The organism is Variovorax sp. 38R (genome assembly GCF_014843395.1).
GTDB classification, from domain to species: domain Bacteria; phylum Pseudomonadota; class Gammaproteobacteria; order Burkholderiales; family Burkholderiaceae_C; genus Variovorax; species Variovorax paradoxus_H.
The window spans coordinates 6,053,733-6,079,266 of sequence record NZ_CP062121.1; the positions used below are offsets into that span (position 1 = coordinate 6,053,733).

Sequence of the window (25,534 nt, forward strand, 5' to 3'; positions counted from 1 at the left end):
AGTCATTCGCCTTCGCCGAACTTGTCGTCCATGAGGTGGACGATGGCGTTCATGGCTTCTTCTTCCTGGGCGCCGTTGGTCTCGAGCTCGACGGTCACGCCGAGGCCGGCGGCCAGCATCATGACGCCCATGATGCTCTTGGCATTGATGCGGCGGTCGCCGCGCGACAGCCACACCTCGCAGGGGTAGCTGCCCGCGAGCTTGGTCAGCTTGGCCGACGCGCGTGCGTGCAGGCCCAGCTTATTGCTGATGGTCACGGATTTCTTGATCACTGTGCTTTCTTTTCGCCTGGTTCTGGGGAGCCGCCACCGCCACCTGCATCACGCCGGCGGTGCCGCCCGCGAGGGCGCGCTGCACCAGCGTGTCGAGCGGTTCGTGGCGGTAGGTGACGGCGCGCAGCAGCATCGGCAGGTTGACACCGGCCACGAGCCGCGAGCGCACGCCGTCCACCAGCTTCTGCGCGACGTTGCAAGGCGTGGCGCCGAACACGTCGGCCAGCACCAGCACCTGCGAACGCGGGGCATGCAGTTGCTGCGCGAGCGTGATGCGCGCGGCGGCCAGCGTTTCTTCGGGCGACACGTTGGGCAGCACGTCGAGTGCCACGACCGCCTGTTCGCAGTCGGGGAACACATGCAGCGCGCACTGCCGCAGCGCCTGTGCGAACGGAGAGTGGGCAATGATGAGGATGCTGTTCATGCGGCTCGGAGGACGACGCGTCGATTATGCGGGGGCGCCCAAAGGAAGTAGAGACATGGAGGACACAACGCGCCAGCCGGGGAAGGCGGCCATTGGCGCCGCGGCAACAGCTACAAAAACGATAGCTGCGCCTCGGGGCCCGAACTCAGGGCAGGCGCAGGCCCTCGAAGAAGGTCTTGGCCGCCTCGGGCGAGGACGGATGGCCGAGAACGGTGGCCTGGTAGAGCGACACGCTGCCGTCTTTCTGCGACTGCGCGAACCAGAGCACCTGGACCGGCGCCACGCCCTGCTGCGCCGATTGCCCGTCGAGCCGCCACGGTGCGGGAACGGCCGTGGCGCGCGGCAATGTGGCCGGTCCCTGGATCACCTGCGCCACGCCCAGCTGGCCGTGCGTGGCCGTGCGCCAGGCCGTGAGCCAGGCCTCGGCCTGCGCCGGGCTGGTGGCGGCGGCATGGGCCACGGCGAAGGTCGCGCCGCCGGCTTCGCAGCCGGTCATGTCGACCTGCACCGACTCGGCGCCCAGCGGCAGCGCGCGCTGGGCGCGGTCGGCCTTGCAGGGCAGCAGCGCGACCAGGCCGGCGTCGGCGATCGGCACCTCGCGCCAGTTGAAGGTGGGGCTGCAAGCGCCCAGTGCGGCGGCCAGGGCCAGCACGGGCCAGGAGGGGGAAGGAAGCGATGGCATCGAGGGCGATTATCGAACGGCCGTCGGAAGGGAAAAGGCCGGAGATGGCCCCACCGGCGCGATCCGGCACGCGGAACTAAAATCGCCGCGCCTCTCTCTTTCAGGTGCCCATGAAAAAATACATCGCTGCCGCCGCCGTCGTGATCGCCCTGGCCGCCGGCGTGGGCGTGTACCTCGGCTCAGGCAGCACGGCCGCCCCGGCCTCGACCTTCGTGCTGCTCGACGGCACCACCAAGAGCACGGCCGACCTGAAGGGCAAGGTCACGCTGGTCAACTTCTGGGCCACGAGCTGCGTGACCTGCGTGGCCGAGATGCCCAAGGTGATCTCGACCTACAACAAGTACAAGGCCAAGGGCTACGACACGCTGGCCGTCGCCATGAGCTACGACCCGCCGAGCTACGTCGTCAACTTTGCCGAAACCCGCAAGCTGCCGTTCAAGGTGGCGATCGACAACACCGGCAGCGTGGCGCAGGCCTGGGGCGACGTGAAGCTCACGCCGACCACCTTCATCGTCAACAAGAAGGGCGAGATCGTGAAGCGCTATGTGGGCGAGCCCGATTTCGCCGAGCTGCACAAGCTGATCGAAAAGCTGCTGGCGGAAGCTTGACTCGCCCCCAGGCTGCGCGCACTTCGTGTCGCTTCGCCAACCCCCTACCGGGGGCGATACCAGCGGCCCGGCAAAGCCGGTTCCGCGGTATCCCTGGAACGAAAAAGGCGCTCCTTGCGGAGCGCCTTTTTCATTGCGAAAGCCCGCGGCTTACTGGTTGCGGAAGCTGTCGTGGCAGGCCTTGCAGCTCGCGCCGGTCGCGCCGAACTGGGCCTTGAGCGCGTCGATGTTGCCGGCCTTGGCGGCAACCACCAGCTTGCCGGTCTCGGCGATCACCTTGTCCTGGTGTTCCTTGAACTTCGCGGCTTCCTTCCAGACCTCGGGCTTGGCCTTGCCGCCCTCGGTGCCGGCGCCGAAGCCAGCCCAGGGGAGCTTGGCCATGTCGGCCACCACCTCGGCGTTGGCGGCAGCGGCAGCTGCGTCGTAGGGCACGCGGCCGTTGGCCATGGCGCCCAGGCGGCCGAAGTGCTGGCCCATCACGAACAGCGCGCTCTGGCGGTACTTGATGGCGTCCTCGGGCTTGGCGAACTGTGCCGCGGCGGGCAGGGACATCGCAGCGCAGGCGGCTGCAAGGGCGAACGAAGCGAAACGGATCATCGGAGGACCTTCCTTGTGTGTGGGGGTTTGGGCACCGTCGAACGCGGCGCTGCAGGCAGTGTAGGGGCTGCCTGTGTCGGGTGCATAGCAACAACCCGGTGCAACGACCGGCCCGGACTTTGCTAATCTGCGCCTTCCGCAGCCTTGCGCCCCCGGCGCCTTTTTCGATGACCGACACCCTCTCGGTGGCCCGCACACGCGTCTGGGACCTGCCGACCCGCCTCTTTCACTGGGCGCTCGCCTTCGCCGTGATCGGCCTGATCGTGACGGGCCTGAACGGCATCATGGAATGGCATTTCCGCCTCGGCTACACCGTGCTGGCGCTGCTGCTGTTCCGCCTGGTCTGGGGTTTCGTGGGCGGGCGCTGGTCGCGCTTTGGGGCCTTCATCTACGCGCCGGGCTCGGTCATCGCCTACCTGCGCGGCAAGTCGCACCCCGACCACCTGATCGGCCACACGCCGCTGGGCGCGTTGTCGGTGTTCGCGGTGCTGGCGCTGCTGATCCTGCAGGTCGCCACGGGGCTGATGGCCGATGACGAGATTTCCGCTTCCGGGCCGCTGACCCGCTTTGTCTCGGGCGCCATGGTGAGCCTGGCGACCGGCTGGCACAAGGCACAGGGCAAGTGGATCGTGATCGGCCTCGTGAGCCTGCATGTGCTGGCGGTGCTGTTCTATGTGCTGGTCAAGCGGCACCGGCTGGTCGGGCCGATGCTGTCGGGCGACAAGCTTGTGATTGCGGGTGCGGCCCCCAACGGGAACGGGAATGGCAACGGCGTGCCCCCGAGCCGCGACGATGCGGTGTCGCGCACGCTGGCGCTGGTGCTGTTCGCGCTGTGCGCGGGCGTGGCATTCTGGGTGGCGTCGTTGCGCGTATGAGCGGCTTTTCCGTCTCCCGCCCGCTGCCGCTGTCGGACGTGCCGGCCGTGGTGCTCCTCACGCCCGACGAACCGCATGAAGTCGACGCCGTGCGCGCCATCTTCCGCGACTACGCGGGCTCGCTGGCCATCGACCTCGCGTTTCAGGATTTCGACGGCGAGCTGGCCGGCCTGCCCGGCGAGTACGCCGAGCCGCGCGGCACCCTGCTGCTGGCGCTGGTCGATCCCGCCCATGTGAATGAAGACGCCGGCCGCGCCGCGCCCACGCTGAAACGCGCCGACGGCACGCTCGCCCATGTGGCGGGCTGTTGCGCGCTGCGTCCGATCGACAGCACGGACTACGCGAACGCGGCGGAAATGAAACGCCTGTATGTGCGCCCCGGGTTCCGGGGCCTCGGGCTCGGGCGGCAGCTGGCCGAGGCCATCCTGGATGCCGCGCGCAGCGCAGGCTATGCCTGCGTGCTGCTCGACACCCTCGACGACATGGAGTCGGCGCGCGCCCTCTACGAAGACCTGGGCTTCGCGGAGGTGCCGCCCTACTATCACAACCCCGTTGCCGGGGCTCATTACCTCAAGGTAGACCTCTAGGCTCGCCCCCAGGCTGCGCGCACTTCGTGTCGCTTCGCCAACCCTACCGGGGGCGGGCCGGCCGCTTCGGGCGGCCGTGCGCGGCGGCCCCCACGAAGGATCCAGGTTTATTAGCCGCGGGCTTGTGCGAGAAGCGTGTCGGCGTCGCTCACTTCAAACTTGCCCGGGCCTTCGACGTTCAGCGTCGCGACCTTGCCGTCCTTCACGAGCATCGAGTAGCGGTTGCTGCGCAGGCCCATGCCGCGGCCGGTCAGGTCGAGCGTGAGGCCGGTGGCTTTCGCGAAGTCAGCGCTGCCGTCGGCCAGCATGCGCACCTTGGCGCCGGTCTTCTGGTCGCGCGCCCAGGCGCCCATCACGAAGGCGTCGTTCACGCTCACGCACCAGATCTCGTCCACGCCAGCGGCCTTGAAGTCGTCGAAGTGCTGCACGTAGCCCGGCACATGCTTGGCCGAGCAGGTGGGCGTGAAGGCGCCCGGCAGCGCGAACAGCGCAATGGTCTTGCCAGCCGTGGCCTTGGTCACGTCGACCGGGTTCGGGCCGATGCTGCAGCCTTCGCCCTCGACTTCGGAATATTCCTGCAGGGTGGCCGAAGGAAGGGTGTCGCCGACTTTGATCATGTAATTTGCTCCTGAAAAAGAAAAACGGCCCACATTGTGGGCCGTTTTCGGATGGGTTGCCTCGAGGGCGACCGAGTGCTTGATCAGACCAGAGCGGCCTTCTCGACCAGACGGGTCACAACCCAGTTCTTGGTCTTCGAGATCGGACGGCTTTCCGTGATCTCGATGGTGTCGCCCAGCTTGTACTCGCCCTTTTCGTCATGGGCGTGGTACTTGCTCGTCTTGGCCACGATCTTGCCGTAGAGCTCGTGCTTCACACGGCGCTCGACCAGCACGGTCACGGTCTTGGCACGCTTGTCGCTGACCACCTTGCCGATCAAGGTGCGCTTGAGGGATTTTTTAGCTTCCGTCATGTTCACTCCTTACTTGGCGGCTTGGGTCTCTTGCTCTTTCTGAGCAAGAATGGTCTTGGCGCGAGCGATGTCGCGACGCGTCACGCGCAGCGTCGTGGTGTTCGACAGCTGTTGCGTGGCTTTCTGCATGCGCAGGCCGAAGTGGGCCTTCTGCAGATCTTTGATTTCAGCGGTCAAGCCTGCGACGTCCTTCGTGCGCAGGGTTGCAGCCTTCGTCACCTTGGCCGAAGCCGCGGTTTCTTTCTTCTTACGTGTTGCCATGGGTGTTCTCCTCTCAGGCGCCGAGCTGGCGAGCGACGAACGTCGTACGCAGCGGAAGCTTGGCGGCGGCCAGGCGGAACGCTTCGCGGGCGAGTTCTTCGGGCACGCCGACGATCTCGAACACGATCTTGCCAGGCTGAATTTCAGCGACGTAGTACTCGGGGTTGCCCTTACCGTTACCCATCCGCACTTCAGCGGGCTTGGTAGAGATTGGCTTGTCCGGGAACACGCGGATCCAGATACGGCCACCGCGCTTCACGTGACGCGAAATCGCGCGACGAGCGGCTTCGATCTGGCGCGCCGTGAGGCGGCCGCGGTCGGTGCATTTGAGACCGAAATCACCGAACGCAACCGAGTTACCCGTGGTTGCGATGCCGGTGTTGCGGCCCTTTTGTTCCTTGCGGAACTTTCTTCGTGCAGGTTGCAGCATGTTTTGTTACTCCGTGAGGGCCCCAGGCACTTGCGTGCCCGGGAGCGACCGATTACTCGGTCTTGGCACCGTCCGCTGCTGCAGCGGGCGCGGCTTTGCGGACGCGCTTAACGGCGGGTTTCGAGTCTGCACCGGCACCGCCGGTTGCTTCTGCGGGCTTGTCGCTGCCATCGGCCGGAGCGGTGTTGCCACCGATCGGACCACGGGCACCGGCACGGGGGCCGGGACCACGACGGTCGCCACCCGGACGGTCGCCAGGGCGACCATCACGGCGGGGACCACGCGGGCGGCGCTCTTCGTCCGGACGCGGCGTTTCGACGGCCGGCAGGTCGTTACGACCCAGCGTGTCGCCCTTGTAGACCCAGACCTTGACGCCGATGACGCCGTACGTGGTCTTGGCTTCCGAGGTGCCGTAGTCGATGTCGGCGCGCAACGTGTGGAGGGGTACGCGACCTTCGCGGTACCACTCGCAACGAGCGATTTCGATGCCGTTCAGGCGGCCCGACGACATGATCTTGATGCCTAGGGCACCCAGACGCATGGCGTTTTGCATGGCGCGCTTCATGGCACGGCGGAACATGATCCGCTTTTCGAGCTGCTGCGTGATGCTGTCGGCGATCAGCTGCGCATCGATTTCGGGCTTGCGCACTTCTTCGATGTTCACTGCAACCGGCACGCCGAGCTGCTTGCCCAGTTCGCGCTTGAGGTTCTCGATGTCTTCGCCCTTCTTGCCGATCACGACGCCCGGACGAGCCGAGTAGATCGTGATGCGTGCGTTCTTGGCGGGACGCTCGATCATGACGCGCGACACCGAAGCGTTCTTCAGCTTCTTCTTCAGGTATTCGCGAACCTTGATGTCTTCGGCCAGCATGCCCGCGAAATCGCGGTCGCTTGCGTACCAACGGCTGGACCAGTTACGGGTCACCGCAAGGCGGAACCCGGTTGGGTGGATTTTCTGTCCCATATTTCTTCCAGGCCTTCTTAGTTGCCAACCGTCACGTACACATGGCACGTGGGCTTGCTGATGCGATTGCCGCGACCCTTGGCGCGCGCCGTGAAGCGCTTGAGCGTTGCACCTTGCTCGACGTAGATGGTCTTGACCTTCAGCTCGTCGATGTCGGCACCGTCGTTGTGCTCTGCGTTGGCAATTGCCGACTCGAGCACCTTCTTGATGATCACAGCGGCCTTCTTCTGCGTGAATTGCAGAACGTTGAGCGCTTGATCGACCTTCTTGCCGCGGATCAGGTCCGCGACCAGACGGCCCTTGTCGACCGACAGGCGGACACCGCGGAGGACTGCACGTGTTTCAGACATGGTCGTTCCTTACTTCTTCTGGACTTTTTTGTCCGCGGGGTGCCCCTTGAACGTGCGCGTGAGCGCAAATTCGCCGAGCTTGTGGCCGACCATCTGGTCGGTGATGTACACGGGCACGTGTTGCTTGCCGTTGTGCACAGCGATGGTCAGACCGATGAACTCGGGCAGAACCATCGAGCGGCGCGACCAGGTCTTGATCGGCTTCTTGTCCTTGTTCGTCACAGCCTTGTCGGCCTTGGCCACCAGGTGGTGGTCGACGAAAGGACCCTTTTTGAGAGAGCGAGTCATTGGCTATCCCTTACTTCTTGCGACGCGACACGATGAAGACCTGCGTGCGCTTGTTGTTACGGGTGCGATAGCCCTTGGTCAGGTTGCCCCATGGGTCGACAGGATGGCGGCCTTCGCCAGTCTTGCCTTCGCCACCACCGTGCGGGTGGTCGACCGGGTTCATCACCACGCCGCGAACGGTCGGGCGGATACCCATGTGACGCTTCACACCGGCCTTGCCGAGCTGGCGCAGGCTGTGCTCTTCGTTCGCCACTTCACCGATGGTCGCGCGGCATTCGATGTGAATGCGGCGGACTTCGCCCGAACGCATGCGGACCTGGGCGTAAACGCCTTCACGGGCCAGCAGTGTGGCCGAGGTACCGGCCGAACGAGCGATCTGCGCACCCTTGCCGGGTTGCAGTTCGATGCAGTGGATCGTCGAACCCACGGGGATGTTGCGGATCGGCAGGGTGTTGCCGGCGCGGATCGGGGCTTCGGCGCCCGACATCAGGGTTGCACCAGCTTCCAGACCGCGCGGGGCGATGATGTAGCGGCGCTCGCCGTCGGCGTAGCAGACCAGAGCGATGTGGGCGGTGCGGTTCGGGTCGTACTCGATGCGTTCGACCTTGGCCGGGATGCCGTCCTTGTTGCGCACGAAGTCGACAATGCGGTAGTGGTGCTTGGCACCACCGCCACGATGGCGGATCGTGATGTGACCGTTGTTGTTACGGCCGGCCTTCTGGAACTGGGGCTCCAGCAGGGCTGCGTGAGGGGCACCCTTGTGCAGGTGGTCACGCGAAATCTTCACCGCGCCGCGTTGGCCCGGCGAAGTGGGTTTCATCTTGATGACGGCCATGATTAAGCGCCTTCCCCGACGAGGTTGAGCTCTTGACCGGCCTTCAGCGTCACATAAGCCTTGCGAACGTTGTCGCGGCGGCCGATGGACTTGCCAAAGCGCTTGGTCTTGCCCTTGGTGTTGAGCACCGACACGCCCTGGACTTCGACCTTGAACATCAGTTCAACAGCGGCCTTGATCTCGGGCTTGGTGGCGTCTTGCAGCACCTTGAAAGTGACAGCGTTCGACTTCTCGCCGACCATCGTGGCCTTTTCGGACACGATCGGTGCGACCAGCACGTTCATGAGACGGCCTTCGTCGAACTTACGTTGTGCAGGGGTGGGGTTCACGCGGCTCATGCGAACATCTCCTTGAGCTTGTCGACGGCACCCTTGGTGACCAGCACCTTCTTGTAGTGAACCAGCGACACCGGATCGGCGTAACGGGGTTCGACCACGAGGATGTTGACCAGATTGCGCGAGGCAAGGTACAGGTTTTCGTCGACTTCTTCGGCGATCACGAGCACGGACTCGAGATTCATTGCCTTGAAACGGGCTGCCAGCGGCTTCGTCTTGGGCGAATCCACAGTCAGCGAATCGACCACGGCCAGACGGCCTTCGCGAGCGAGCTGCGAGAAGATGGCGGCCATGCCGGCGCGGTACATCTTCTTGTTGATCTTCTGCGAGAAGTTTTCGTCAGGCATGTTCGGGAAAATGCGGCCGCCTCCGCGCCACAGGGGCGAGGACGTCATACCGGCACGGGCGCGGCCCGTTCCCTTTTGCTTGAAAGGCTTCTTGGTCGAGTGCTTGACCTGTTCGCGGTCCTTCTGGGCGCGCGTGCCTTGGCGGGCGTTGGCCTGGAATGCAACGACGATCTGGTGGACCAGGTCTTCGTTGTAGTCACGGCCGAACACGGTCTCGGGGGCGTCGTACTTCGACGCGGCCTGGCCTTGTTCGTTCAGGAGTTCGAGTTGCATTACTTCGCTCCTTCAGCCGCTTGCGGCTTGGCCTTGATGGCGGGACGCACGGTGACGAAGCCACCCTTCGAACCCGGGATCGCGCCCTTGATGAGCAGCAGCTGACGCGCTTCGTCGATGCGGAACACGTCGAGGTTTTGCGTCGTGCGGGTGACGTCGCCGAGGTGGCCCGTCATGCGCTTGCCGGGGAACACGCGACCGGGGTCTTGTGCCATGCCGATCGAGCCGGGCACGTTGTGCGAACGGCTGTTACCGTGCGACGCGCGCTGCGAGCTCATGTTGTGACGCTTGATCGTGCCGGCGAAGCCCTTGCCGATGGTCGTGCCTTGCACGTCCACCTTCTGGCCCACGGAGAACACGCTGCTTGCCGCGATGACGCCGCCAGCCTTATGCTGACCTGCGGTATCGGCGGTAACGCGGAATTCTTGGCTGATCTCGCCAGCTTCGACACCCGCCTTGGCGAGGTGGCCGGCTTGGGGCTTGGTCACGCGCGATGCTTTGCGCGAACCGAACGTCACCTGCAGGGCGACGTAGCCATCGGTCTCTTGGGACTTGATCTGGGTCACACGGTTGTTGGACACATCCACCACCGTGACAGGAACTGCGTCCCCGTCATCGGTGAAGAGACGCATCATCCCCACCTTGCGGCCCAGCAACCCGAGGGAGTTGCTCAGACTCATTTGTTTTCTCCAAAAATGGAAGACTTCCTTCGCCGCTGCCACTTCAATTGGCGACAGCGTTTGGCTGGTTTCCCGGCCTGCGAGAGAAGGTTGATAAATCTCTGCCAGAACGACGCCCGTACGGACGCAACAAGGGCAGAGCCAGAGATTATAGCCCGCAGTCGAACCGGGGCGCAAGTGGCCCTGTTTGGACCGGATTCAGGGGCTTCTGGCCCGCCTGGGAGCGGCCTTCAGGCCTATTTCGCGGGCTGCGAAATGATGTTGTCGCCGTCCGGCAGCGGCTTGATGTCGCCGCTGGCCTTCATGGCGGGGGCCGCCGCGCCCGTCTGGATCGGGATGGAAATGGCGCTGGTCCGGCCACCCTGCGTGATGAACACGTTGAGGTAGGCCAGGCCGTCACCCTGGCTGATCACCGTGACGGAAGCGTCGGAGCGCTGCCCGGCCGGCACGCTCAGCGACGCACTGCCGGAGAGCGTCAGGCCCGCATCGACCGTCAGCGTGACGCTGGCACCCGCCGGGTCACTGACACCATCGAACTGCAGGACGACCACGGTCGGCTTGCCGGCCTGCGGCGTGCCGACCAGCCGGTACTGAAGCCTGACGCCGGAGTCATTGGGTTTTCTCGATGCGGTCACCCAGGGGCCGGCAGCAGTCTTGTGGCTCGAAGTCGACCGCTTCGTGGTGGCGTGTGCTGACGGTATGCCGTCGGCCAGGGCGGAAACCGGGAACATGGACACAGCAAGCCAGGTCAATGCCACAGCCAATGGGAAGCGAGTATTCGGGGTCATGGCTGAGGCCTCCTACTGTTGCTGGACGAGAACGGTGAGGCATTTCTGCGCGACGGGAGAAGCAGCCATCGCGGCGTCCCGCACTGCCAGAACGTACTCACCCGCACTCAGGCTGACCCGATTGCCCGACCGGGCAACCTCCCCGCCCCTGAAGACGTCGAAGTCCGACGCCGTGGCGCCTCCGATCGAGACCTGGTACTCCCGGTCCGCTGGCGCAATGAAGCGCAGATAAGCGATGTTGCCGTGCTTGTTGCCCGTACCCGCCGCATTGGAGACACACACGTTGGGGACCGTGGCACCCACCACCAGGGACCCATACACCGGCAGTGCGATGGGCACCCCGCCATCGTTCGATTCGCCCGTGCCATACGCGTCGTTGGAGGTGATGTTTTGTGCATTCAACAGACCCGTCAGCGTCGAGGCATTGCCAGCAGACGTCGCCTTGAACGCCGCGGCGAACGAGTGAATCGACGTGACAGCGGCCCCGCTGCGGAACTGGAAGCCGGTCAGGGTGTCGTGGAGGGGCTTGAAACCGGCCTGCCGATTGAGGTTCCACAGGATGGCTTGGATCGATCCTTCGCGGAACCACCCGGGATTGGTCGAGGGCCCGGCCGTGAGGTCCACGAGCGCAAGGATGCCGCCCTGCTGCTCACCCAAAGAGTCCGCATAGTTGCTTCGGTTGAGCGCAATGCCCGACCAGGCGTTGCCCCATCCTTCGGAAAAAGCCACCCGCCGGTCAAGGCGGTCGCCTGTCGAATGCTCGCCCCCAATGGAATCGTCGCGACTGAAGGCCGACTGGTAATAGTGACCCCATTCATGCGCGATCACCGAGACATCGAATTCGTCCGTGTCGACGTTTGCCTTGCCGAGCACGTAGATCTGCCGGCCATTGCTTCCATTGTTGAAGAAGAAGGTCGTGCCGATCTGCCCCGCCGCCAAACTGCCGGGCGACGGCGCGTTGTTGATGCTCCAGAAGACTTTCAACGAAGGAAAAGTCGAAGCCGGCGCCACCGACAGCACCTTCTGCATCGAGGTGTAGACCGTGTCGAGCACGGAGAACGGCGCCGCCACCCGCGGTCCGCTGTACCCCGAGCCGTCCCAGCCGCTGTCCGCGCGCAGGTCGCGCGTCAATGCCGCACTGCCGGACGAGAAACTCGCCGACTGCATCGAGTACATCGCGTCGCTGCGGGTGTTGTCGCGCACCGTGACATCCCAGGTGGCACCGGTTCCGGTCCGGGTCAGTTGGGCCCGAACGCGCACGATGATGTTCGTGTTGCCCGGCACCGAGACCGTGTAGTTGCCACCGTCATCCGTGGTGGTCAACGCGAGTTGTGCGGACGTGTTGGCATCGAGCACTTCCACCGTGGCACCACGCACCGGCTTGGCCGTGGTGCTTGCATACACGAGGGGGCCGTTGTTGTTCGGCACCGAGTCGTAGGTGGCTTTCCCGCTCAGGGCGATCGGATTCAGCACGATCGGCAGACCGATGGGCAGCCCGATCGGGAACCCACCGCCGCCTCCGCCGCCACCACCTCCCCCACCGCAACCCGCCAGCAACGCCGCGGCGATGCACGCCGCACCGAGTGCAAAAGAGAACTTCTGGCTCATCACGTGTGCTGCCCTCGTTTCAGCCCCGGCGCACTGCGTCCTGCAGGCCGGTGCGCGAGGATGCCACAGTTGATAAGCAAACGAGAAGCACAAAAAAACCCGCCTGCATTTCTGCAGGCGGGCTGTGCTCGGAATGCGACGCGAGGTCGAATTACTGCAGCTTGATCTCGACGTCGACGCCGGCCGGCAGGTCGAGCTTCATCAGCGCGTCCACGGTCTTGTCGGTGGGATCAACGATGTCCATCAGGCGCTGGTGCGTGCGGATTTCCAGCTGGTCGCGCGACGTCTTGTTGACGTGCGGCGAACGCAGGATGTCGAAACGCTTCATGCGGGTCGGCAGGGGCACGGGACCCTTGACGATCGCGCCGGTGCGCTTGGCGGTGTCCACGATTTCAGCGGCCGACTGGTCGATGAGCTTGTAGTCGAATGCCTTCAGGCGGATGCGGATCTTTTGCTTGGTAGCCATGGTGATTCCTTTGCGTCCAGCTTAGATGTCGAGGATCTTGGCCACGACGCCCGAACCCACGGTACGGCCGCCTTCACGGATGGCGAAGCGCAGGCCTTCTTCCATCGCGATCGGGTTGATCAGCTTCACGGTGATGCTGACGTTGTCGCCGGGCATGACCATTTCCTTGTCCGTGGGCAGCTCGATCGCGCCGGTCACGTCCGTCGTGCGGAAGTAGAACTGCGGACGGTAGTTGTTGAAGAACGGCGTGTGACGGCCGCCTTCGTCCTTGGACAGGACATAAACCTCGGCGGTGAAGTGCACGTGCGGCTTGATCGAGCCGGGCTTGCACAGCACTTGGCCGCGCTCGACTTCTTCGCGCTTCGTGCCGCGCAGCAACACGCCGACGTTGTCGCCCGCTTGACCTTGGTCCAGCAGCTTGCGGAACATTTCCACGCCGGTGCAGGTGGTCTTGACCGTCGGGCGGATGCCGACGATTTCGATTTCTTCGCCGACCTTGATCACGCCGCGCTCAACGGCGCCGGTCACCACGGTGCCGCGACCCGAGATCGAGAACACGTCTTCGACGGGCATCAGGAACGTGCCGTCCACAGCGCGCTCAGGCGTGGGGATGTACGTGTCCAGCGCTTCGGCCAGCTTCAGGATGGCTTCTTCGCCCAGCTTGCCCTTGTCGCCTTCGAGAGCGAGCTTGGCCGAGCCGTGGATGATGGGGGTGTCGTCGCCAGGGAACTCGTACTTGTCGAGCAGCTCGCGCACTTCCATTTCGACCAGCTCGAGCAGCTCGGCGTCGTCGACCATGTCGCACTTGTTCAGGAAAACGATGATGTAGCCCACGCCCACCTGGCGAGCCAGCAGGATGTGTTCACGGGTCTGGGGCATCGGGCCGTCAGCGGCCGAGCACACCAGGATGGCGCCGTCCATTTGAGCGGCGCCCGTGATCATGTTCTTCACATAGTCGGCGTGACCGGGGCAGTCGACGTGTGCGTAGTGGCGGTTGGCCGTTTCGTACTCGACGTGCGCGGTATTGATCGTGATGCCGCGGGCCTTTTCTTCGGGCGCTGCGTCGATCTGGTCGTAAGCCTTGGCTTCGCCGCCGAACTTGGCCGACAGAACGGTTGCGATCGCAGCCGTCAGCGTCGTCTTGCCGTGGTCAACGTGACCGATCGTGCCCACGTTCACGTGCGGCTTGGTGCGGGTGAATTTACCTTTTGCCATTTTTCAATCCTTGAAAGAGCATGTCCCGTGTGTTGGTTTTATGTCTGCATCCGATTGCTGGTTCGCCCCGCACGGGAACAGGGCGGCACCGGATCGCAGACAAGAAGGGCCGCGCACTGCGCGGTCCCACATTCTTTTTAATCAGTTGGGGACAGAGCAAATTTGCTTCGCAAATCTTGGTCTGTCCCGCAATGACATTACTTGGAACGCGCAGCCACGATGGCTTCGGCAACGTTACGCGGAGCTTCAGCGTAGTGCTTGAACTCCATCGTGTACGTGGCGCGGCCTTGCGTGGCCGAGCGCAGCGTGGTCGAGTAGCCGAACATTTCCGACAGCGGGACTTCAGCCTTGATGAGCTTGCCGCCACCGATCATGTCGTCCATGCCTTGCACCATGCCGCGACGCGAGGACAGGTCGCCCATCACGTTGCCGGCGTAGTCTTCAGGCGTTTCGACTTCCACGGCCATCATCGGCTCGAGGATCACCGGGCTGGCCTTGCGAGCGCCTTCCTTGAAGCCGAAGATGGCGGCCATCTTGAACGCCATTTCGTTCGAGTCCACGTCGTGGTACGAACCGAAGTGCAGCGTGACCTTGACGTCGACGACGGGGTAGCCCGCCAGCACGCCTTGGGTCAGTGCTTCCACAACGCCCTTTTCCACTGCGGGGATGTATTCGCGAGGAACCACACCGCCCTTGATGGCGTCGACGAACTCGAAGCCCTTGCCAGCTTCTTGCGGCTCGATCTTCAGGATGACGTGACCGTACTGGCCCTTACCACCCGACTGGCGAACGAACTTGCCTTCGGCGTCTTCGACGGTCTTGCGGATCGTTTCGCGGTAAGCCACTTGCGGCTTGCCCACGTTGGCTTCCACGCCGAATTCGCGCTTCATGCGGTCCACGATGATTTCGAGGTGCAGTTCGCCCATGCCCGAAATGATGGTCTGACCGGATTCTTCGTCGCTGCGCACGCGGAACGACGGATCTTCCGAAGCCAGGCGCTGAAGGGCGATGCCCATCTTTTCCTGGTCGGCCTTGGTCTTGGGCTCAACGGCCTGCGAGATCACGGGCTCGGGGAATTCCATGCGCTCCAGCGTGATCATGGCGTTCGGGTCGCACAGGGTCTCGCCCGTGGTGACGTCCTTCAGGCCCACGCAAGCGGCGATGTCGCCGGCACGGATTTCTTCGATTTCGAGACGTTCGTTGGCGTGCATCTGCACGATACGGCCGATACGCTCTTTCCTGCCCTTGATCGGGTTGTAGACGGTGTCGCCCTTGCTCAGAACGCCCGAGTACACACGCACGAAAGTCAGCTGGCCGACGTACGGGTCGGTCATGAGCTTGAATGCCAGCGCCGAGAACTTCTCGCCGTCGTCGGCCTTGCGGGTGACGTCCTGCTCGTCGTCGTCCAAGCCATGCACCGGCGGAATGTCCAGCGGCGAAGGCATCAGTTCGATCACGGCGTCGAGCATGCGTTGCACGCCCTTGTTCTTGAACGCGCTGCCGCACAGCATCGGCTGGATTTCGCCGGCGATCGTGCGCGTGCGCAGACCGTGGGTGATTTCCTCGAGCGTCAGGTCACCTTCTTCAAGGTACTTGTTCATCAGCTCTTCCGACGCTTCGGCCGCGCTTTCAACCATCTTCTCGCGCCATTCCTTGGCCAGCTCGAGCAGGTCGGCGGGGATCTCGCGCGTTTCGAACTTCATGCCTTGCGAGGCTTCGTCCCAGAAGATTGCCTTCATCAGACGCAGGTCGACCACGCCCTGGAACTTGTCTTCGGCACCGATCGGAATCACGATCGGCACGGGGTTGGCCTTCAGGCGGTCGACCATCATCTGGCGCACGCGGAAGAAGTTGGCGCCGACGCGGTCCATCTTGTTGACGAACGCCAGACGCGGCACCTTGTACTTGTTGGCTTGGCGCCAAACGGTTTCCGATTGGGGCTGCACGCCGCCGACCGAGTCGTACACCATGACGGCGCCGTCCAGCACGCGCATCGAGCGCTCGACTTCAATGGTGAAGTCCACGTGGCCGGGGGTGTCGATGATGTTGATGCGGTGCTCGGGCAGCGAGTGGTCCATGCCCTTCCAGAAGCAGGTCACGGCAGCCGAGGTGATCGTGATGCCACGCTCTTGTTCCTGCTCCATCCAGTCGGTCGTTGCCGCGCCATCGTGCACTTCGCCGAGCTTGTGGGTCACGCCCGTGTAGAACAGGATACGTTCAGTGGTGGTGGTCTTGCCGGCGTCGATGTGCGCGGAGATACCGATGTTGCGGTAGCGCTCGATGGGGGTCTTGCGGGACATGGTGTACTTTCGGGTTTAAATGCGTTGAGCGCTGGGCGTCGAGCACGGGCGATTCGCCCGGTACTCAACCCCCAACGCTCAAGAGACGTGTGATTTTTAGAAGCGGAAGTGGCTGAAGGCGCGGTTGGCTTCTGCCATGCGGTGCACTTCGTCACGCTTCTTCATGGCACCGCCACGGCCTTCCGTGGCTTCCATCAGTTCGTTGGCCAGACGCAGAGCCATCGACTTCTCACCGCGCTTGCGGGCAGCTTCCTTGATCCAACGCATCGACAGGGCGAGGCGACGGACAGGACGGACTTCGACCGGCACCTGGTAGTTCGCACCACCGACGCGGCGCGACTTCACTTCGACCATCGGCTTCACGTTGTTGATGGCAACGGTGAAAGCTTCGAGCGGGTCCTTGTCCGGGTTCTTCTTTTCGATGAATTCGAGTGCACCGTAAATGATGCGCTCGGCAACAGCCTTCTTGCCGCCTTCCATGATCACGTTCATGAACTTCGACAGCTCGACATTGCCGTACTTGGGATCCGGCAGGATTTCACGTTTGGGGACTTCGCGACGACGTGGCATTTTTCTAACCTCTTTGCTTCAGTTGGCACCGTTTCCGATACCGCGAGAGTCAGTCAGGACTCTCACTTACTCGACCCGACATTGGGTCACTTCGTTCGACAAGCCAGCCAAGGCCATCGAACACCGCTTGTTTTTTGACAGGAAGGCTTAAGCCTTCTTGGGACGCTTCGCGCCGTACTTGGAACGCGACTGCTTGCGGTCTTTCACGCCTTGCAAGTCGAGCGAACCGCGCACGATGTGGTAACGCACACCGGGCAAGTCCTTGACACGACCGCCGCGAACCAGCACGACGCTGTGTTCTTGCAGATTGTGGCCTTCGCCGCCGATGTAGGAGATGACTTCGAAGCCATTGGTCAGACGGACCTTGGCAACTTTACGAAGCGCCGAGTTGGGCTTCTTGGGCGTCGTGGTGTAGACGCGGGTGCAGACACCGCGACGTTGCGGCGAGTTCTGCATGGCAGGGCTCTTCGAATTGATCTTTTCGACCGTTCGACCCTGACGCACCAGTTGATTGATGGTTGGCATGAATGAATTAGTCCCAAAACAACCCGGCCCTGGTTGCAAAACCGCCCCTGGTCGTGACTCAGGGAAGCCGGGAATAACGAAAACGTGAAACCCTTCGGAAAATTCCGAAAAGCCCACGAGTATAGCAGGCAGGTCTGAAATGGCAATGTCAGGCGCCTGAAGCGCCCGCCACCACCCGTTTCAAGGCCTCTTTTTCCCGCCTCTTACTTGATCCAGAGACGCACAGCGTCCCAGGCGCGGCCGAAGACGCCGGCCTGCTCGACCGGTTCCAGGGCCACCAGCGGCACGTCGGCCAGGGGCTGGTCGTCCAGCGTGACCTTGAGCGAGCCGACGGCCTGGTACTTGGTGAACGGCGCGACCAGCGGGTCGGGGCGCGACACCTGCGTCTTGATCTTGCTGGCGGAACCGGTCGGTACCGCGACCACGATGGCTTCGGGGCGACCCAGCTTCAGCACGTTGGCCTTGCCCTTCCAGACGGCGGGCGTGGCGGCGGGCTGGCCGGCTTCGAACAGGCGCACGGCGTCGTAGGCCGTGTAGCCCCAGTTCAGCAGCTTCTGCGACTCGTTGGCGCGCACGGCCTCGCTGCTGGCGCCCAGCACGATCGACAGCAGGCGACGGCCGCCGGTCAGGTTCGGAAAGTCGCGCTTGGCGGTGGCGATCATGCAGTAGCCCGCGGCGTCGGTGTGGCCAGTCTTCAGGCCGTCGACGGTCGGGTCGCGGAACAGCAGCAGGTTGCGGTTGGTGTCGTTGGTCGACGGCGTGCCCGGGTAGCGGTACTTCTTGATCGCGTAGTACTTGGCTTCTTCAGGGAAGTCGCGCACCAGGCGCGTGGCCAGGATGCTCAGGTCGCGCGCCGTGGTGGTGTGGCCGGGCGCCGTGAGGCCTTCGGGGTTCTTGTAGGTGGTGTTCTTCATGCCCAGCACCTTGGCCTGGGCGTTCATCATCTCGACGAAATGCTCCACCGTGCCGCCCACGCCTTCAGCCAGCGCCACCGTGGCGTCGTTGCCCGACTGCACGATCACGCCCTTGATGAGGTCTTCCACCGGCACCTGCATCTTGGGGTCGATGAACATGCGCGAGCCGGGCATCTTCCAGGCGCGCGGGCTCACCGGCAGGGTCTGGGTCAGCGTGATCTTCTTGGCGCGCAGCGCATCGAACGCGACGTACGCGGTCATCAGCTTGGTGAGCGAGGCCGGCTCGATGGGGCTGTCGATGTCCTTCTGCGCCAGGATCTGGTTCGCGGTCACGTCGAGCAGCAGGTAGCTGCGCGCGGCGATTTCAGGTGGGGCCGGCATCTGGGCGGCGGCGATCACGCCAACCGAGGCAGCAGCGGTCAGCACCAGTGCGCGAAGCGCAGTGAAAAAACGATTCATGGGGAAGATAAGAAGAGACGAGGACAAGCCTGCAAGGCTTTCATTCGGTGCCCGCGCGCAGATGGCGGGCGACCAGGCTTTTGAGCAGCGGCAATTGTCCGTGAAAGAAATGGCCGCCCCCAGGAATTACCGTGACAGGGAGTGACTGGGGGCGCGCCCAGTCCATCACGGCGGCGAGAGGCACGGTGTCGTCGGCTTCGCCATGGACCACCAGCGCGCGCTCGTGCGCGTCGGCCGGCAGCGTGGCCACCGAGAAGCGCGAGGCGGCCGTGCCCACCAGCACCAGTTGCCGCACGTCGCGTGCGGCCCAGAGCTTCTCGGCCGCGCAGCTGGCCACGAAGGCGCCGAAGGAAAAGCCGGCAATCGCCAGCTGGCCCTCGGGTGCGAGCTGGCCGACGACATGCAGCATGTCCTCGAGCTCGCCACGCCCTTCATCGTGAGCGCCTTCGCTGGCACCGACGCCGCGGAAGTTGAAGCGCACGGCCGTCCATCCGCAGGACACAAAGGCACGCGCCAGGGTCTGGACGACCTTGTTGTCCATCGTGCCGCCGAACAGCGGGTGCGGATGGGCGATCACCGCGATGCCGCGCGCTTCGCCCGAAGGCAAGTCGCGCTGCACCTCGATCACGCCCGCGGCGCCCTGGAGGCTGATTTTTTCGGTCTGGGAGTTCATGGCGCTGGGGTTGGCTGGGCCGGCGATGCCGGCAACGTGCACGGTACGAGCACGGGGTCCGCAGGAAAGTTCAGCGGCCGACGTCGGGTGGCAACACCAGCCGCTCGACGACCTGGCCGTTCTTCAGATGCGACTCGACGATCTCATCGATGTCCTCGGCGTCCACGAAGGTGTACCAGACGGCCTCCGGGTAGACCACGGCGACGGGCCCGCCCGCGCAGCGGTCGAGGCAACCGGCCTTGTTGACGCGCACCTTGCCGGGCCCGGCGAGCCCCTGCTCCTTCACCTTGGCCTTGCAGCGGTCGAAGCCTTCCTGCGCGTTGTGCAGGGCGCAGGAGTCTTCGCCGTTCTTGCGTTCGTTCAGGCAGAAGAAGATGTGGCGGCCGTAGTAGCCGGACGGTGCGGCGGGAGTGGTGCTGGGCATCGATCGATTTTATGAGCGTGCTCAGGGCGACGCTGGCCGGCGGCGCCGCGAGAGCGCGGCCAGCACATAGACCAGCACCGCAAAGGGCCAGCCCCAGCCCAGCCACTGGGCCAGGCCGTGGAAACGGATGAAGCGGCCCTGCTCCCAGGTGGCGAGGGTCTGCGCAAAGTAGGCGCTCTCGGGCGCCTGGTTCAGCAGGCTCAACTGGAGCACGAGCCCCATGAGCAGCAGCGCCCCGCACAAGCGGCGCGGCGCGAACAGCAGCAGCACGCCCGCGAACACCGCCGCGGCCAGCCCGACCTGCACCGGCAGATCGAGCCACGCCCACGCGTGCTCGGGGCCGTAGCTCATGGCCGCCGACAAGGCCGAAGCCGCGACGCCTGCGAGCAGGATCAGCGGCAGCAGCACCGCGCGCTGCACCACGTTGCGCGCCACCAGGTAGCCCAGCAGGCACGGCACCAGCGCCCCGAGCATCACGCACAGCAGCTCCACGGCCGGCACCAGCGGCTCCAGCTCGAACTGGCGCACGGGCAGCCAGTCGATGAAGGGCGTGTCGAGCAACCACTCGGAAATCGTCGTCTCCAGCCGCTCGAACACCTGCCCGAGGCCGAAGGTGACGGCCGCGGGGAACAGCAGGGCAAAGGGCCATAGCGCCAGCAGCACGAGCCCGCCGCGCGCGTCTTCGACGAACCACTGCGAGCGCGCGCGACCCCAGTGCGCGACCGCACCGAGCCGCTCCAGCGCCGCGGCCAGCACGGCGCCGAGCACCGTCCCGGCGGTGTTCAGCCCCAGGTCGACGTTGGAAGGAATGCGCGCCGGCAGGTAGCTTTGCAGCGTCTCCATGGCAAAGGCGATCGCCGCGCCCGCCACCGTGGCGCGCAGCAGCGCACGCCACACACTGTGACTGCTGCCCGTGCGCAGCACGCTCAGCGCACACAGAAAACCGAAGGGCACGTAGCCCGCCACGTTCACCCCGAAGTCGAAGCCCGTCCAGTACTTGGGCCAGGGCGCCGAGAGATACGCCCAGGGCGCGATCCCCTGGTCACGCCAGTCGGCGAAGGGGTACAGGCTGGCATAGACGATCAGCGCCGCATAGGCCAGCGCCAGGGGGAGCGCGGCAGACTTGTGCGGCATGTCTACCGTCGACACGGCATCAGAAAGGTTTCACCACCACCAGGATCACGATGCCCAGCAGCAGCAGCACGGGCAGCTCGTTGAACCAGCGGTACCAGCGGTCGCTGCGGCGGTTGCCGCCGGCCATGAAGCGGCGCAGCAGCACGCCGCAGCCGTGGTGGTAGCCGATGGCCACCAGCACCAACGCCAGCTTGGCGTGCATCCAGCCGTTGCCCGGACCGCGGCCGATGCCGTAGCCCAGCCAGAGCCAGGCGCCGAACACCAGCGCCGGCACCGCCAGGAAGGTCGTGAATCGCAGCAGCTTGCGCGCCATCAGCAGCAGGCGTTCGCGCTCCGCGACCGACTCGGGCGGCACCATCGCCAGGTTGACGAAGATCCGCGGCAGATAGAACAGTCCGGCAAACCAGCTGGCAATGAAAACAATGTGAAGAGATTTGACCCAGAGCATGGCGGCAGTTTAGTGGTGGCTGCACACTGACCCCTTTTGGGGCTCTTTGCCAAGGTTTCGGGCAAAAAAAAAGCCCGACGTCTTCACGTCGGGCTGGGAAGCCCTTTTGCTGTCACACATCAAGGCACCCGCTCAGGGAGGAAAAGCGGGGAGCGGCAAGCCGCCCGCTTCAGAATTTAACAAAGACGAAACAAGGTTTCAAGCGATTGAGGCAGTTTCTTTGACTTTTACAACAAAAATCTAGAACTTAAGTTCTATTAATTTCCGTAGTTGTCAGACAACTTGCTTCTCACCCTCCTGAGGCGCCGTCTGAGGCTTCAGGCACAATTTTAGATATATGACGTCATCATTTTCCCCGCTCGCCATGTTCCCCGCCAGCCGCCCGCGCCGACTGCGCCGCGACGCCTTCACCCGCAACCTGGTGCGCGAGCATGCGCTGACGACGAACGACCTGATCTACCCGGTGTTCGTTCAGGAAGGCGAGAAGCGCCGCGACGCCGTGGCCTCGATGCCCGGCGTGGAGCGCCTGAGCCTCGATCTTCTGCTGCCCGTGGCCGAGCAGTGCGTGAAGGCCGGCATCCCGGTGATGGCGCTGTTCCCGGTGATCGACGCCAGCCTCAAGACGCCCGCGGGCGACGAGGCCTTCAACCCCGACGGGCTGATTCCCCGCGTGGTGGCTGCACTGAAGGCGCGCTTCCCCGAGCTGGGCATCATGACCGACGTGGCGCTCGACCCCTACACCAGCCACGGCCAGGACGGCCTGCTCGACGACACCGGCTACATCCTCAACGATGCCACCGTTGAAGTATTGGTGAAGCAGGCACTCACACAATCGCAAGCCGGCGTCGATATTGTGGCCCCGAGCGACATGATGGACGGCCGCATCGGCGCGATCCGCACCGCGCTCGAAGCCCGCGGCGACGTGCACACGCGCATCATGGCCTACAGCGCCAAGTACGCCAGCGCCTTCTACGGCCCCTTCCGCGACGCCGTCGGCTCGTCCGCCACGCTCGGCAAGAGCAACAAGAAGGTCTACCAGATGGACCCCGGCAACAGCGACGAGGCCCTGCGCGAGGTCGCCATCGACATCGCCGAAGGCGCCGACATGGTCATGGTGAAGCCCGGCATGCCCTATCTGGACATCGTGCGCCGCGTGAAGGACGAGTTCCACGTGCCGACCTTCGCCTACCAGGTGAGCGGCGAGTACGCCATGCTGAAGGCCGCCGCCCAGAACGGCTGGCTCGACCACGACGCCGTGGTGCTCGAAAGCCTGCTGGCCTTCAAGCGCGCGGGGGCCGATGGCGTGCTGACGTACTTCGCGCTTGACGCCGCCCGGTTGCTACAAAAACAATAGCTACTGCGGCAAGCCTGCCGCACCTCCACGGCACTTCCGACGTGGAAGAAGCATCACCAGGGGCGAGTGTCCATGCGCATCTTCGAAATCAGCCGCTCGCAGGTCAGCGAGCACGCCTCGCTGGCGCCACTGGCCGTGCCGGGCGCCTGCAGCGCCGCCAGCTACCTCTGGATTTCGCTGACGCGCGACGAATTCCGTGCCGCGCAGCCCGAGGTGCAGCAGATCCTGCAGACGCTGTGCCAGACCCAGCTGGTCGACCTGCACGTGGCCGACCTGCTCAATGACCAGCTGCCCTCGCACTACGACTACACCTCGAAGTACGACGTGCTGGTGTTCCGCCGCCTGGCCACGGGCAACGGCGCTGAAACCAAAAACACCAGCGAGCCGTCGGTGCCGCAACGCCCGTCGCGCGGCGGCCCGCCGGTGCTGCGCCGCATCGACACCCGCCCGGTCGGCTTCGCGGTGTTCGACCGCGTGCTGCTCTCGGTCCACCCCGAAGACGGCACCGTGCGCGACGCCTTCGCCGCCCGGCTGCTGGCGGCGGCCTCGTCCGACGACCGCGGCACGCCCGCGCTCGACGTGCGCGCCACCTCGGCACGCCTGCCGACCAGCCCGGCCGACCTGATGCTGCGCATCGTCAACCTGATCGTCGACGGCTACCTCGACATGCGGCGCGAGCTCACGAAGCAGCTCGACCACTGGCAGACCGAGCTCATCGACCCGCGCAGCCGCTTCACCAACTGGAGTGCCCTGATGGAGGCGCGCCAGTCGCTGCACCGCCTGGACGAGATCTGCGAAGACCAGCGCGCCGCCATGCAGGACTGGATCGACTCGCTCGAAACCCTGCCCACGCCGCAAGGTGAGGTGGCGCAGCGCGAGCGCGAACTGATCATGGTGCGCAGCCGCGACGTGCTGGAACACATCCAGCGCGTGGTGCACCACGTGCACCGGCTCGAGCAGAACGCCGAGACCGCCGTGCAGATGCACTTCAGCGTCCAGGGCCACCGGGCCAACGACATCATGCGGGTGCTGACCGCGCTCACCGCCATCTTCCTGCCGCTGAACCTGATCGCGGGCATCTTCGGCATGAACTTCGAGTTCATTCCGCTCGTGCACAAGGCCGACGGCTTCTGGATCGCGATGTCGGCCATGCTGGTCATCGCGGTGGTTCTGGTCGTGGTCTTCTGGCGCAAGCGCTACCTCGCGCGCACGCGCTGAGCGCCCTCCCCGCTTCCGGGCGCCCATGAAAAAAGCCACGCGATTGCGTGGCTTTCTTGTGTCAGCACGGGCCGCCCCGGAAGGCGGCTGGCTTCATGGCCAATTACTTGGCGACGGCGCCCGAACCTTGCTGGGCTTGAACGCGTGCGTCCATCGGGTTCACCATGGTCGAGACGACCTTGCTGTTGACGCGCGAGCCCGAGGTCACGTTCTGGTCCGGAGCGTACGCGGTGCGGATGGCTTCGGCTTCGACGATCGAACGGTCCTTCGACACGGCCACGGTTTCCGCGCCGCGCGAACCGCGCACGACGTTCTGGTTCGGGGCTGCGGCGGTGCGCTGGGCTTCGGCGTTGACTTCGTCGCGGCTCTTGGACGAGATCACTTGGGTCACGCCTTGGTACGTCTCGGCTTGGACGCCGGTGGCGGCCAGGAGGGTCAGGGCGGCGGCTGCGAAAATGTGCGAGGTCTTCATGTCTGTTCCTTGTGTTCGGCTAGATGGGATGTCCACCAGGCTTGCACGTTGGCTCGCCTGTGCGGCGAGTGTCAGCCGGAATTCCTTCGGGAAAACACTCGGTTCAGAGACACGGTGTTTCCTGTAGCGAAACAATCAGTCAACAAAGTTGTGCACGCAAAAAGCCGGGTATTCACCGCTTGACTGCTTCCGGCGTACACCAAGAGCGCGCGCCGGACCTGCTCGGCAAAACCCCCTGAAAATCGGCGCACCGCGCTCCCTCGCGAAAAACAACGGGTTTCACTGACATGGACAGTCTCGATCTGATCAAAACCTTCCGGGAAGTTGCCTCGCACGGCAGCTTCTCCCAGGCCGCCAAGCGGCTCGACATGTCGAAGGCCACGGTCAGCAAATACGTCGCCGAACTCGAAACCCGTTTCGGCGTGCGCCTGCTCAACCGCTCCACGCGTTCCGTGAGCCTCACCGACGCCGGCCAGCTGCTGCTCGAACGCAGCACGCCGATGCTCGAAATGATCGAGCTCACCCAGGCCGAACTGCAGGAGCGCGCCAGCCAGCCGGGCGGCCGGCTGCGCATCTCGGCCCCGCACGGCATGGGCAACGGCGAGTTTCCCGACCTGCTGGCCGACTTCATGCGCCACTACCCCGACGTGAGCATCAGCCTGCAGCTGACCAACCGCACCGTCGACCTCGCCGAAGAAGGCATCGACGTCGACATCCGCAGCGGCCCGGTGGAAGACGCCAACCTCATCGTGCGCAAGCTGCGGCTCATCCCCATGGTGGTCTGCGCCTCGCCGGTCTACTGGAAGAAGCACGGCAAGCCCGCGCACCCCCAAGACCTCGCCAACCACGACGCGCTGACCCATTCGCTGCTGGGCACGCAGCCCGTGTGGCGTTTCGATGACAACGGCCAGCCGCTGGACGTGCAGGTCAAGAGCCGCATGGACTGCACCGAAGGCGCGCCGCTGATCCGCGTCGCGATGCGCGGCTTCGGCGTGATCTACCTGCCCTCGCTGCTCGTGCAGTCGCACATCGACAGCGGCGAGCTGGTGCCGGTGCTCGAAGGCTATGCGCGCAAGGACATGTGGCTGTCGGCCGCCTACCTGCAACGGCGCCACAACAGCGCGGCGCTGCGCGCGCTGCTCGACTTCCTGCAGACCCGGGTCGGCGCCAAGAAATAGAATGACCCGT

Annotated in this window: 34 protein-coding genes; 6 read left to right on the top strand and 28 right to left on the bottom strand. The window is 64.5% G+C overall.

Features of this window, described 5'->3' with window-relative positions; translation table 11 throughout:
- Positions 1 to 2: 2 nt before the first annotated feature.
- The 3 genes from IG196_RS28075 to IG196_RS28085 all read right to left on the bottom strand — a co-directional run bounded on the left by IG196_RS28075 (position 3) and on the right by IG196_RS28085 (position 1,378).
- Entirely contained in the window at positions 3 to 272 is a 270-nt protein-coding gene (locus tag IG196_RS28075) for an HPr family phosphocarrier protein (protein ID WP_099793507.1), read from the bottom strand.
- Positions 241 to 696, bottom strand: coding sequence for a PTS sugar transporter subunit IIA (locus IG196_RS28080; protein ID WP_062478898.1), 456 nt, complete (start codon positions 694 to 696; stop codon positions 241 to 243). Before IG196_RS28080 ends, IG196_RS28075 begins: the two co-directional genes overlap by 32 nt.
- A 145-nt stretch (positions 697 to 841) precedes the next feature.
- Positions 842 to 1,378: a hypothetical protein gene (locus tag IG196_RS28085; RefSeq protein WP_192193919.1), complete on the bottom strand. Its 537-nt coding sequence runs from the start codon at positions 1,376 to 1,378 to the stop codon at positions 842 to 844.
- Positions 1,379 to 1,488: 110 nt separating this feature from the next.
- Here IG196_RS28085 and IG196_RS28090 point away from each other — a divergent pair, with 110 nt between their 5' ends.
- Positions 1,489 to 1,986, top strand: a complete 498-nt coding sequence (locus IG196_RS28090) for a TlpA disulfide reductase family protein (protein WP_192193920.1) — start codon at positions 1,489 to 1,491, stop codon at positions 1,984 to 1,986.
- Positions 1,987 to 2,136: 150 nt separating this feature from the next.
- Here the strand turns inward: IG196_RS28090 and IG196_RS28095 are convergent, their stop codons facing one another.
- Positions 2,137 to 2,583 (bottom strand): c-type cytochrome, encoded by a 447-nt coding sequence (locus IG196_RS28095; protein ID WP_192193921.1) that lies wholly within the window; start codon positions 2,581 to 2,583, stop codon positions 2,137 to 2,139.
- 167 nt (positions 2,584 to 2,750) lie between these two features.
- Between IG196_RS28095 and IG196_RS28100 the strand changes: the two genes are divergently transcribed.
- Both IG196_RS28100 and IG196_RS28105 read left to right on the top strand, forming a co-directional pair.
- The gene (locus IG196_RS28100; protein ID WP_192193922.1) at positions 2,751 to 3,458 is read left to right on the top strand and encodes a cytochrome b/b6 domain-containing protein; all 708 of its coding nucleotides are present in this window, start codon (positions 2,751 to 2,753) and stop codon (positions 3,456 to 3,458) included.
- Positions 3,455 to 4,045, top strand: a complete 591-nt coding sequence (locus IG196_RS28105; RefSeq protein WP_192193923.1) for a GNAT family N-acetyltransferase — start codon at positions 3,455 to 3,457, stop codon at positions 4,043 to 4,045. Before IG196_RS28100 ends, IG196_RS28105 begins: the two co-directional genes overlap by 4 nt.
- A gap of 110 nt (positions 4,046 to 4,155) precedes the next feature.
- Here IG196_RS28105 and IG196_RS28110 read toward each other — a convergent pair whose 3' ends face one another.
- From IG196_RS28110 to IG196_RS28220, 23 genes are all read right to left on the bottom strand, one after another.
- Positions 4,156 to 4,662, bottom strand: a complete 507-nt coding sequence (locus IG196_RS28110; RefSeq protein WP_070061892.1) for a peroxiredoxin — start codon at positions 4,660 to 4,662, stop codon at positions 4,156 to 4,158.
- Between the two features lie 83 nt (positions 4,663 to 4,745).
- Positions 4,746 to 5,015 (bottom strand): 30S ribosomal protein S17, encoded by a 270-nt coding sequence (gene rpsQ / locus IG196_RS28115; RefSeq protein ID WP_056576548.1) that lies wholly within the window; start codon positions 5,013 to 5,015, stop codon positions 4,746 to 4,748.
- A 9-nt stretch (positions 5,016 to 5,024) separates the two neighbouring features.
- Positions 5,025 to 5,234, bottom strand: a complete 210-nt coding sequence (gene rpmC / locus IG196_RS28120; protein WP_099797259.1) for a 50S ribosomal protein L29 — start codon at positions 5,232 to 5,234, stop codon at positions 5,025 to 5,027.
- A gap of 55 nt (positions 5,235 to 5,289) precedes the next feature.
- Positions 5,290 to 5,706 carry a 50S ribosomal protein L16 gene (rplP, locus tag IG196_RS28125; protein ID WP_007838137.1) on the bottom strand — a complete coding sequence of 139 codons (417 nt, stop codon included), beginning with the start codon at positions 5,704 to 5,706 and terminating at the stop codon, positions 5,290 to 5,292.
- Between the two features lie 52 nt (positions 5,707 to 5,758).
- On the bottom strand, positions 5,759 to 6,670 hold the full coding sequence (gene rpsC, locus IG196_RS28130; protein WP_056576551.1) for a 30S ribosomal protein S3: 912 nt from the start codon (positions 6,668 to 6,670) through the stop codon (positions 5,759 to 5,761).
- Positions 6,671 to 6,687: 17 nt separating this feature from the next.
- Complete coding sequence (rplV, locus tag IG196_RS28135) at positions 6,688 to 7,020, bottom strand: 50S ribosomal protein L22 (RefSeq protein WP_007838134.1); 333 nt, start codon at positions 7,018 to 7,020, stop codon at positions 6,688 to 6,690.
- A gap of 9 nt (positions 7,021 to 7,029) precedes the next feature.
- Entirely contained in the window at positions 7,030 to 7,308 is a 279-nt protein-coding gene (rpsS, locus tag IG196_RS28140; RefSeq protein WP_062478874.1) for a 30S ribosomal protein S19, read from the bottom strand.
- Between the two features lie 10 nt (positions 7,309 to 7,318).
- A complete protein-coding gene (gene rplB, locus IG196_RS28145; protein WP_056576555.1) occupies positions 7,319 to 8,143 on the bottom strand; it encodes a 50S ribosomal protein L2 in 825 nt (274 codons plus the stop codon).
- Between the two features lie 2 nt (positions 8,144 to 8,145).
- A complete protein-coding gene (gene rplW, locus IG196_RS28150; RefSeq protein ID WP_056576559.1) occupies positions 8,146 to 8,481 on the bottom strand; it encodes a 50S ribosomal protein L23 in 336 nt (111 codons plus the stop codon).
- Positions 8,478 to 9,098, bottom strand: a complete 621-nt coding sequence (gene rplD, locus IG196_RS28155; protein ID WP_013543942.1) for a 50S ribosomal protein L4 — start codon at positions 9,096 to 9,098, stop codon at positions 8,478 to 8,480. The genes rplW and rplD overlap by 4 nt, the downstream gene beginning before the upstream one ends.
- Positions 9,098 to 9,778, bottom strand: coding sequence for a 50S ribosomal protein L3 (rplC, locus tag IG196_RS28160; protein ID WP_099793523.1), 681 nt, complete (start codon positions 9,776 to 9,778; stop codon positions 9,098 to 9,100). Before rplC ends, rplD begins: the two co-directional genes overlap by 1 nt.
- A 236-nt stretch (positions 9,779 to 10,014) precedes the next feature.
- Positions 10,015 to 10,413: a hypothetical protein gene (locus IG196_RS28165; protein WP_225616832.1), complete on the bottom strand. Its 399-nt coding sequence runs from the start codon at positions 10,411 to 10,413 to the stop codon at positions 10,015 to 10,017.
- A 165-nt stretch (positions 10,414 to 10,578) separates the two neighbouring features.
- On the bottom strand, positions 10,579 to 12,174 hold the full coding sequence (locus IG196_RS28170) for a hypothetical protein (RefSeq protein ID WP_192193925.1): 1,596 nt from the start codon (positions 12,172 to 12,174) through the stop codon (positions 10,579 to 10,581).
- A gap of 151 nt (positions 12,175 to 12,325) precedes the next feature.
- Positions 12,326 to 12,640: a 30S ribosomal protein S10 gene (rpsJ, locus tag IG196_RS28175; RefSeq protein WP_007838118.1), complete on the bottom strand. Its 315-nt coding sequence runs from the start codon at positions 12,638 to 12,640 to the stop codon at positions 12,326 to 12,328.
- Between the two features lie 21 nt (positions 12,641 to 12,661).
- Complete coding sequence (tuf, locus tag IG196_RS28180) at positions 12,662 to 13,855, bottom strand: elongation factor Tu (RefSeq protein WP_101488430.1); 1,194 nt, start codon at positions 13,853 to 13,855, stop codon at positions 12,662 to 12,664.
- A gap of 197 nt (positions 13,856 to 14,052) precedes the next feature.
- Positions 14,053 to 16,155: an elongation factor G gene (gene fusA / locus IG196_RS28185; RefSeq protein ID WP_192193926.1), complete on the bottom strand. Its 2,103-nt coding sequence runs from the start codon at positions 16,153 to 16,155 to the stop codon at positions 14,053 to 14,055.
- A 96-nt stretch (positions 16,156 to 16,251) separates the two neighbouring features.
- Positions 16,252 to 16,725, bottom strand: a complete 474-nt coding sequence (gene rpsG, locus IG196_RS28190; RefSeq protein WP_101491328.1) for a 30S ribosomal protein S7 — start codon at positions 16,723 to 16,725, stop codon at positions 16,252 to 16,254.
- 147 nt (positions 16,726 to 16,872) lie between these two features.
- Positions 16,873 to 17,250, bottom strand: a complete 378-nt coding sequence (rpsL, locus tag IG196_RS28195) for a 30S ribosomal protein S12 (protein ID WP_013543948.1) — start codon at positions 17,248 to 17,250, stop codon at positions 16,873 to 16,875.
- A 203-nt stretch (positions 17,251 to 17,453) separates the two neighbouring features.
- Positions 17,454 to 18,623, bottom strand: coding sequence for a D-alanyl-D-alanine carboxypeptidase family protein (locus IG196_RS28200; RefSeq protein WP_153281773.1), 1,170 nt, complete (start codon positions 18,621 to 18,623; stop codon positions 17,454 to 17,456).
- A 40-nt stretch (positions 18,624 to 18,663) separates the two neighbouring features.
- Entirely contained in the window at positions 18,664 to 19,296 is a 633-nt protein-coding gene (locus IG196_RS28205; protein ID WP_101491891.1) for an alpha/beta hydrolase, read from the bottom strand.
- 70 nt (positions 19,297 to 19,366) lie between these two features.
- A complete protein-coding gene (locus IG196_RS28210; protein WP_095950244.1) occupies positions 19,367 to 19,720 on the bottom strand; it encodes a (2Fe-2S) ferredoxin domain-containing protein in 354 nt (117 codons plus the stop codon).
- Positions 19,721 to 19,741: 21 nt separating this feature from the next.
- Positions 19,742 to 20,854: a VanZ family protein gene (locus tag IG196_RS28215; protein ID WP_192193927.1), complete on the bottom strand. Its 1,113-nt coding sequence runs from the start codon at positions 20,852 to 20,854 to the stop codon at positions 19,742 to 19,744.
- A gap of 19 nt (positions 20,855 to 20,873) precedes the next feature.
- The gene (locus tag IG196_RS28220) at positions 20,874 to 21,302 is read right to left on the bottom strand and encodes a CopD family protein (RefSeq protein WP_099793534.1); all 429 of its coding nucleotides are present in this window, start codon (positions 21,300 to 21,302) and stop codon (positions 20,874 to 20,876) included.
- Between the two features lie 364 nt (positions 21,303 to 21,666).
- On the opposite strand from IG196_RS28220, the gene hemB reads away from it, so the two are divergent.
- Entirely contained in the window at positions 21,667 to 22,656 is a 990-nt protein-coding gene (gene hemB, locus IG196_RS28225; RefSeq protein ID WP_192193928.1) for a porphobilinogen synthase, read from the top strand.
- A 72-nt stretch (positions 22,657 to 22,728) separates the two neighbouring features.
- A complete protein-coding gene (locus IG196_RS28230; RefSeq protein ID WP_192193929.1) occupies positions 22,729 to 23,874 on the top strand; it encodes a magnesium transporter CorA family protein in 1,146 nt (381 codons plus the stop codon).
- Between the two features lie 103 nt (positions 23,875 to 23,977).
- Here the strand turns inward: IG196_RS28230 and IG196_RS28235 are convergent, their stop codons facing one another.
- Entirely contained in the window at positions 23,978 to 24,346 is a 369-nt protein-coding gene (locus IG196_RS28235; protein ID WP_101491334.1) for a DUF4148 domain-containing protein, read from the bottom strand.
- 287 nt (positions 24,347 to 24,633) lie between these two features.
- Between IG196_RS28235 and IG196_RS28240 the strand changes: the two genes are divergently transcribed.
- Positions 24,634 to 25,524 (top strand): LysR family transcriptional regulator, encoded by an 891-nt coding sequence (locus IG196_RS28240; protein WP_101491335.1) that lies wholly within the window; start codon positions 24,634 to 24,636, stop codon positions 25,522 to 25,524.
- Positions 25,525 to 25,534: the final 10 nt, after the last annotated feature.

Bases quoted from the DNA above. Each gene is read 5' to 3' on its own strand.
- IG196_RS28215 (WP_192193927.1), bottom strand. From the start codon at position 20,854: ATGCCGCACAAGTCTGCCGCGCTCCCCCTGGCGCTGGCCTATGCGGCG.
- rpsL (WP_013543948.1), bottom strand. From the start codon at position 17,250: ATGCCAACCATCAATCAACTGGTGCGTCAGGGTCGAACGGTCGAAAAG.
- rplD (WP_013543942.1), bottom strand. From the start codon at position 9,098: ATGCAACTCGAACTCCTGAACGAACAAGGCCAGGCCGCGTCGAAGTAC.
- IG196_RS28220 (WP_099793534.1), bottom strand. From the start codon at position 21,302: ATGCTCTGGGTCAAATCTCTTCACATTGTTTTCATTGCCAGCTGGTTT.
- tuf (WP_101488430.1), bottom strand. From the start codon at position 13,855: ATGGCAAAAGGTAAATTCACCCGCACCAAGCCGCACGTGAACGTGGGC.
- rpsC (WP_056576551.1), bottom strand. From the start codon at position 6,670: ATGGGACAGAAAATCCACCCAACCGGGTTCCGCCTTGCGGTGACCCGT.
- IG196_RS28240 (WP_101491335.1), top strand. From the start codon at position 24,634: ATGGACAGTCTCGATCTGATCAAAACCTTCCGGGAAGTTGCCTCGCAC.
- IG196_RS28170 (WP_192193925.1), bottom strand. From the start codon at position 12,174: ATGAGCCAGAAGTTCTCTTTTGCACTCGGTGCGGCGTGCATCGCCGCG.
- IG196_RS28100 (WP_192193922.1), top strand. From the start codon at position 2,751: ATGACCGACACCCTCTCGGTGGCCCGCACACGCGTCTGGGACCTGCCG.
- rplW (WP_056576559.1), bottom strand. From the start codon at position 8,481: ATGAGCCGCGTGAACCCCACCCCTGCACAACGTAAGTTCGACGAAGGC.
- IG196_RS28200 (WP_153281773.1), bottom strand. From the start codon at position 18,623: ATGAATCGTTTTTTCACTGCGCTTCGCGCACTGGTGCTGACCGCTGCT.
- IG196_RS28080 (WP_062478898.1), bottom strand. From the start codon at position 696: ATGAACAGCATCCTCATCATTGCCCACTCTCCGTTCGCACAGGCGCTG.
- IG196_RS28095 (WP_192193921.1), bottom strand. From the start codon at position 2,583: ATGATCCGTTTCGCTTCGTTCGCCCTTGCAGCCGCCTGCGCTGCGATG.
- rpsS (WP_062478874.1), bottom strand. From the start codon at position 7,308: ATGACTCGCTCTCTCAAAAAGGGTCCTTTCGTCGACCACCACCTGGTG.
- IG196_RS28235 (WP_101491334.1), bottom strand. From the start codon at position 24,346: ATGAAGACCTCGCACATTTTCGCAGCCGCCGCCCTGACCCTCCTGGCC.
- IG196_RS28230 (WP_192193929.1), top strand. From the start codon at position 22,729: ATGCGCATCTTCGAAATCAGCCGCTCGCAGGTCAGCGAGCACGCCTCG.
- rplC (WP_099793523.1), bottom strand. From the start codon at position 9,778: ATGAGTCTGAGCAACTCCCTCGGGTTGCTGGGCCGCAAGGTGGGGATG.
- rpsQ (WP_056576548.1), bottom strand. From the start codon at position 5,015: ATGACGGAAGCTAAAAAATCCCTCAAGCGCACCTTGATCGGCAAGGTG.
- IG196_RS28205 (WP_101491891.1), bottom strand. From the start codon at position 19,296: ATGAACTCCCAGACCGAAAAAATCAGCCTCCAGGGCGCCGCGGGCGTG.
- IG196_RS28110 (WP_070061892.1), bottom strand. From the start codon at position 4,662: ATGATCAAAGTCGGCGACACCCTTCCTTCGGCCACCCTGCAGGAATAT.
- rplV (WP_007838134.1), bottom strand. From the start codon at position 7,020: ATGTCTGAAACACGTGCAGTCCTCCGCGGTGTCCGCCTGTCGGTCGAC.
- IG196_RS28210 (WP_095950244.1), bottom strand. From the start codon at position 19,720: ATGCCCAGCACCACTCCCGCCGCACCGTCCGGCTACTACGGCCGCCAC.
- IG196_RS28105 (WP_192193923.1), top strand. From the start codon at position 3,455: ATGAGCGGCTTTTCCGTCTCCCGCCCGCTGCCGCTGTCGGACGTGCCG.
- rpsG (WP_101491328.1), bottom strand. From the start codon at position 16,725: ATGCCACGTCGTCGCGAAGTCCCCAAACGTGAAATCCTGCCGGATCCC.
- hemB (WP_192193928.1), top strand. From the start codon at position 21,667: ATGTTCCCCGCCAGCCGCCCGCGCCGACTGCGCCGCGACGCCTTCACC.
- rplP (WP_007838137.1), bottom strand. From the start codon at position 5,706: ATGCTGCAACCTGCACGAAGAAAGTTCCGCAAGGAACAAAAGGGCCGC.
- rpsJ (WP_007838118.1), bottom strand. From the start codon at position 12,640: ATGGCTACCAAGCAAAAGATCCGCATCCGCCTGAAGGCATTCGACTAC.
- rplB (WP_056576555.1), bottom strand. From the start codon at position 8,143: ATGGCCGTCATCAAGATGAAACCCACTTCGCCGGGCCAACGCGGCGCG.
- IG196_RS28085 (WP_192193919.1), bottom strand. From the start codon at position 1,378: ATGCCATCGCTTCCTTCCCCCTCCTGGCCCGTGCTGGCCCTGGCCGCC.
- IG196_RS28090 (WP_192193920.1), top strand. From the start codon at position 1,489: ATGAAAAAATACATCGCTGCCGCCGCCGTCGTGATCGCCCTGGCCGCC.
- fusA (WP_192193926.1), bottom strand. From the start codon at position 16,155: ATGTCCCGCAAGACCCCCATCGAGCGCTACCGCAACATCGGTATCTCC.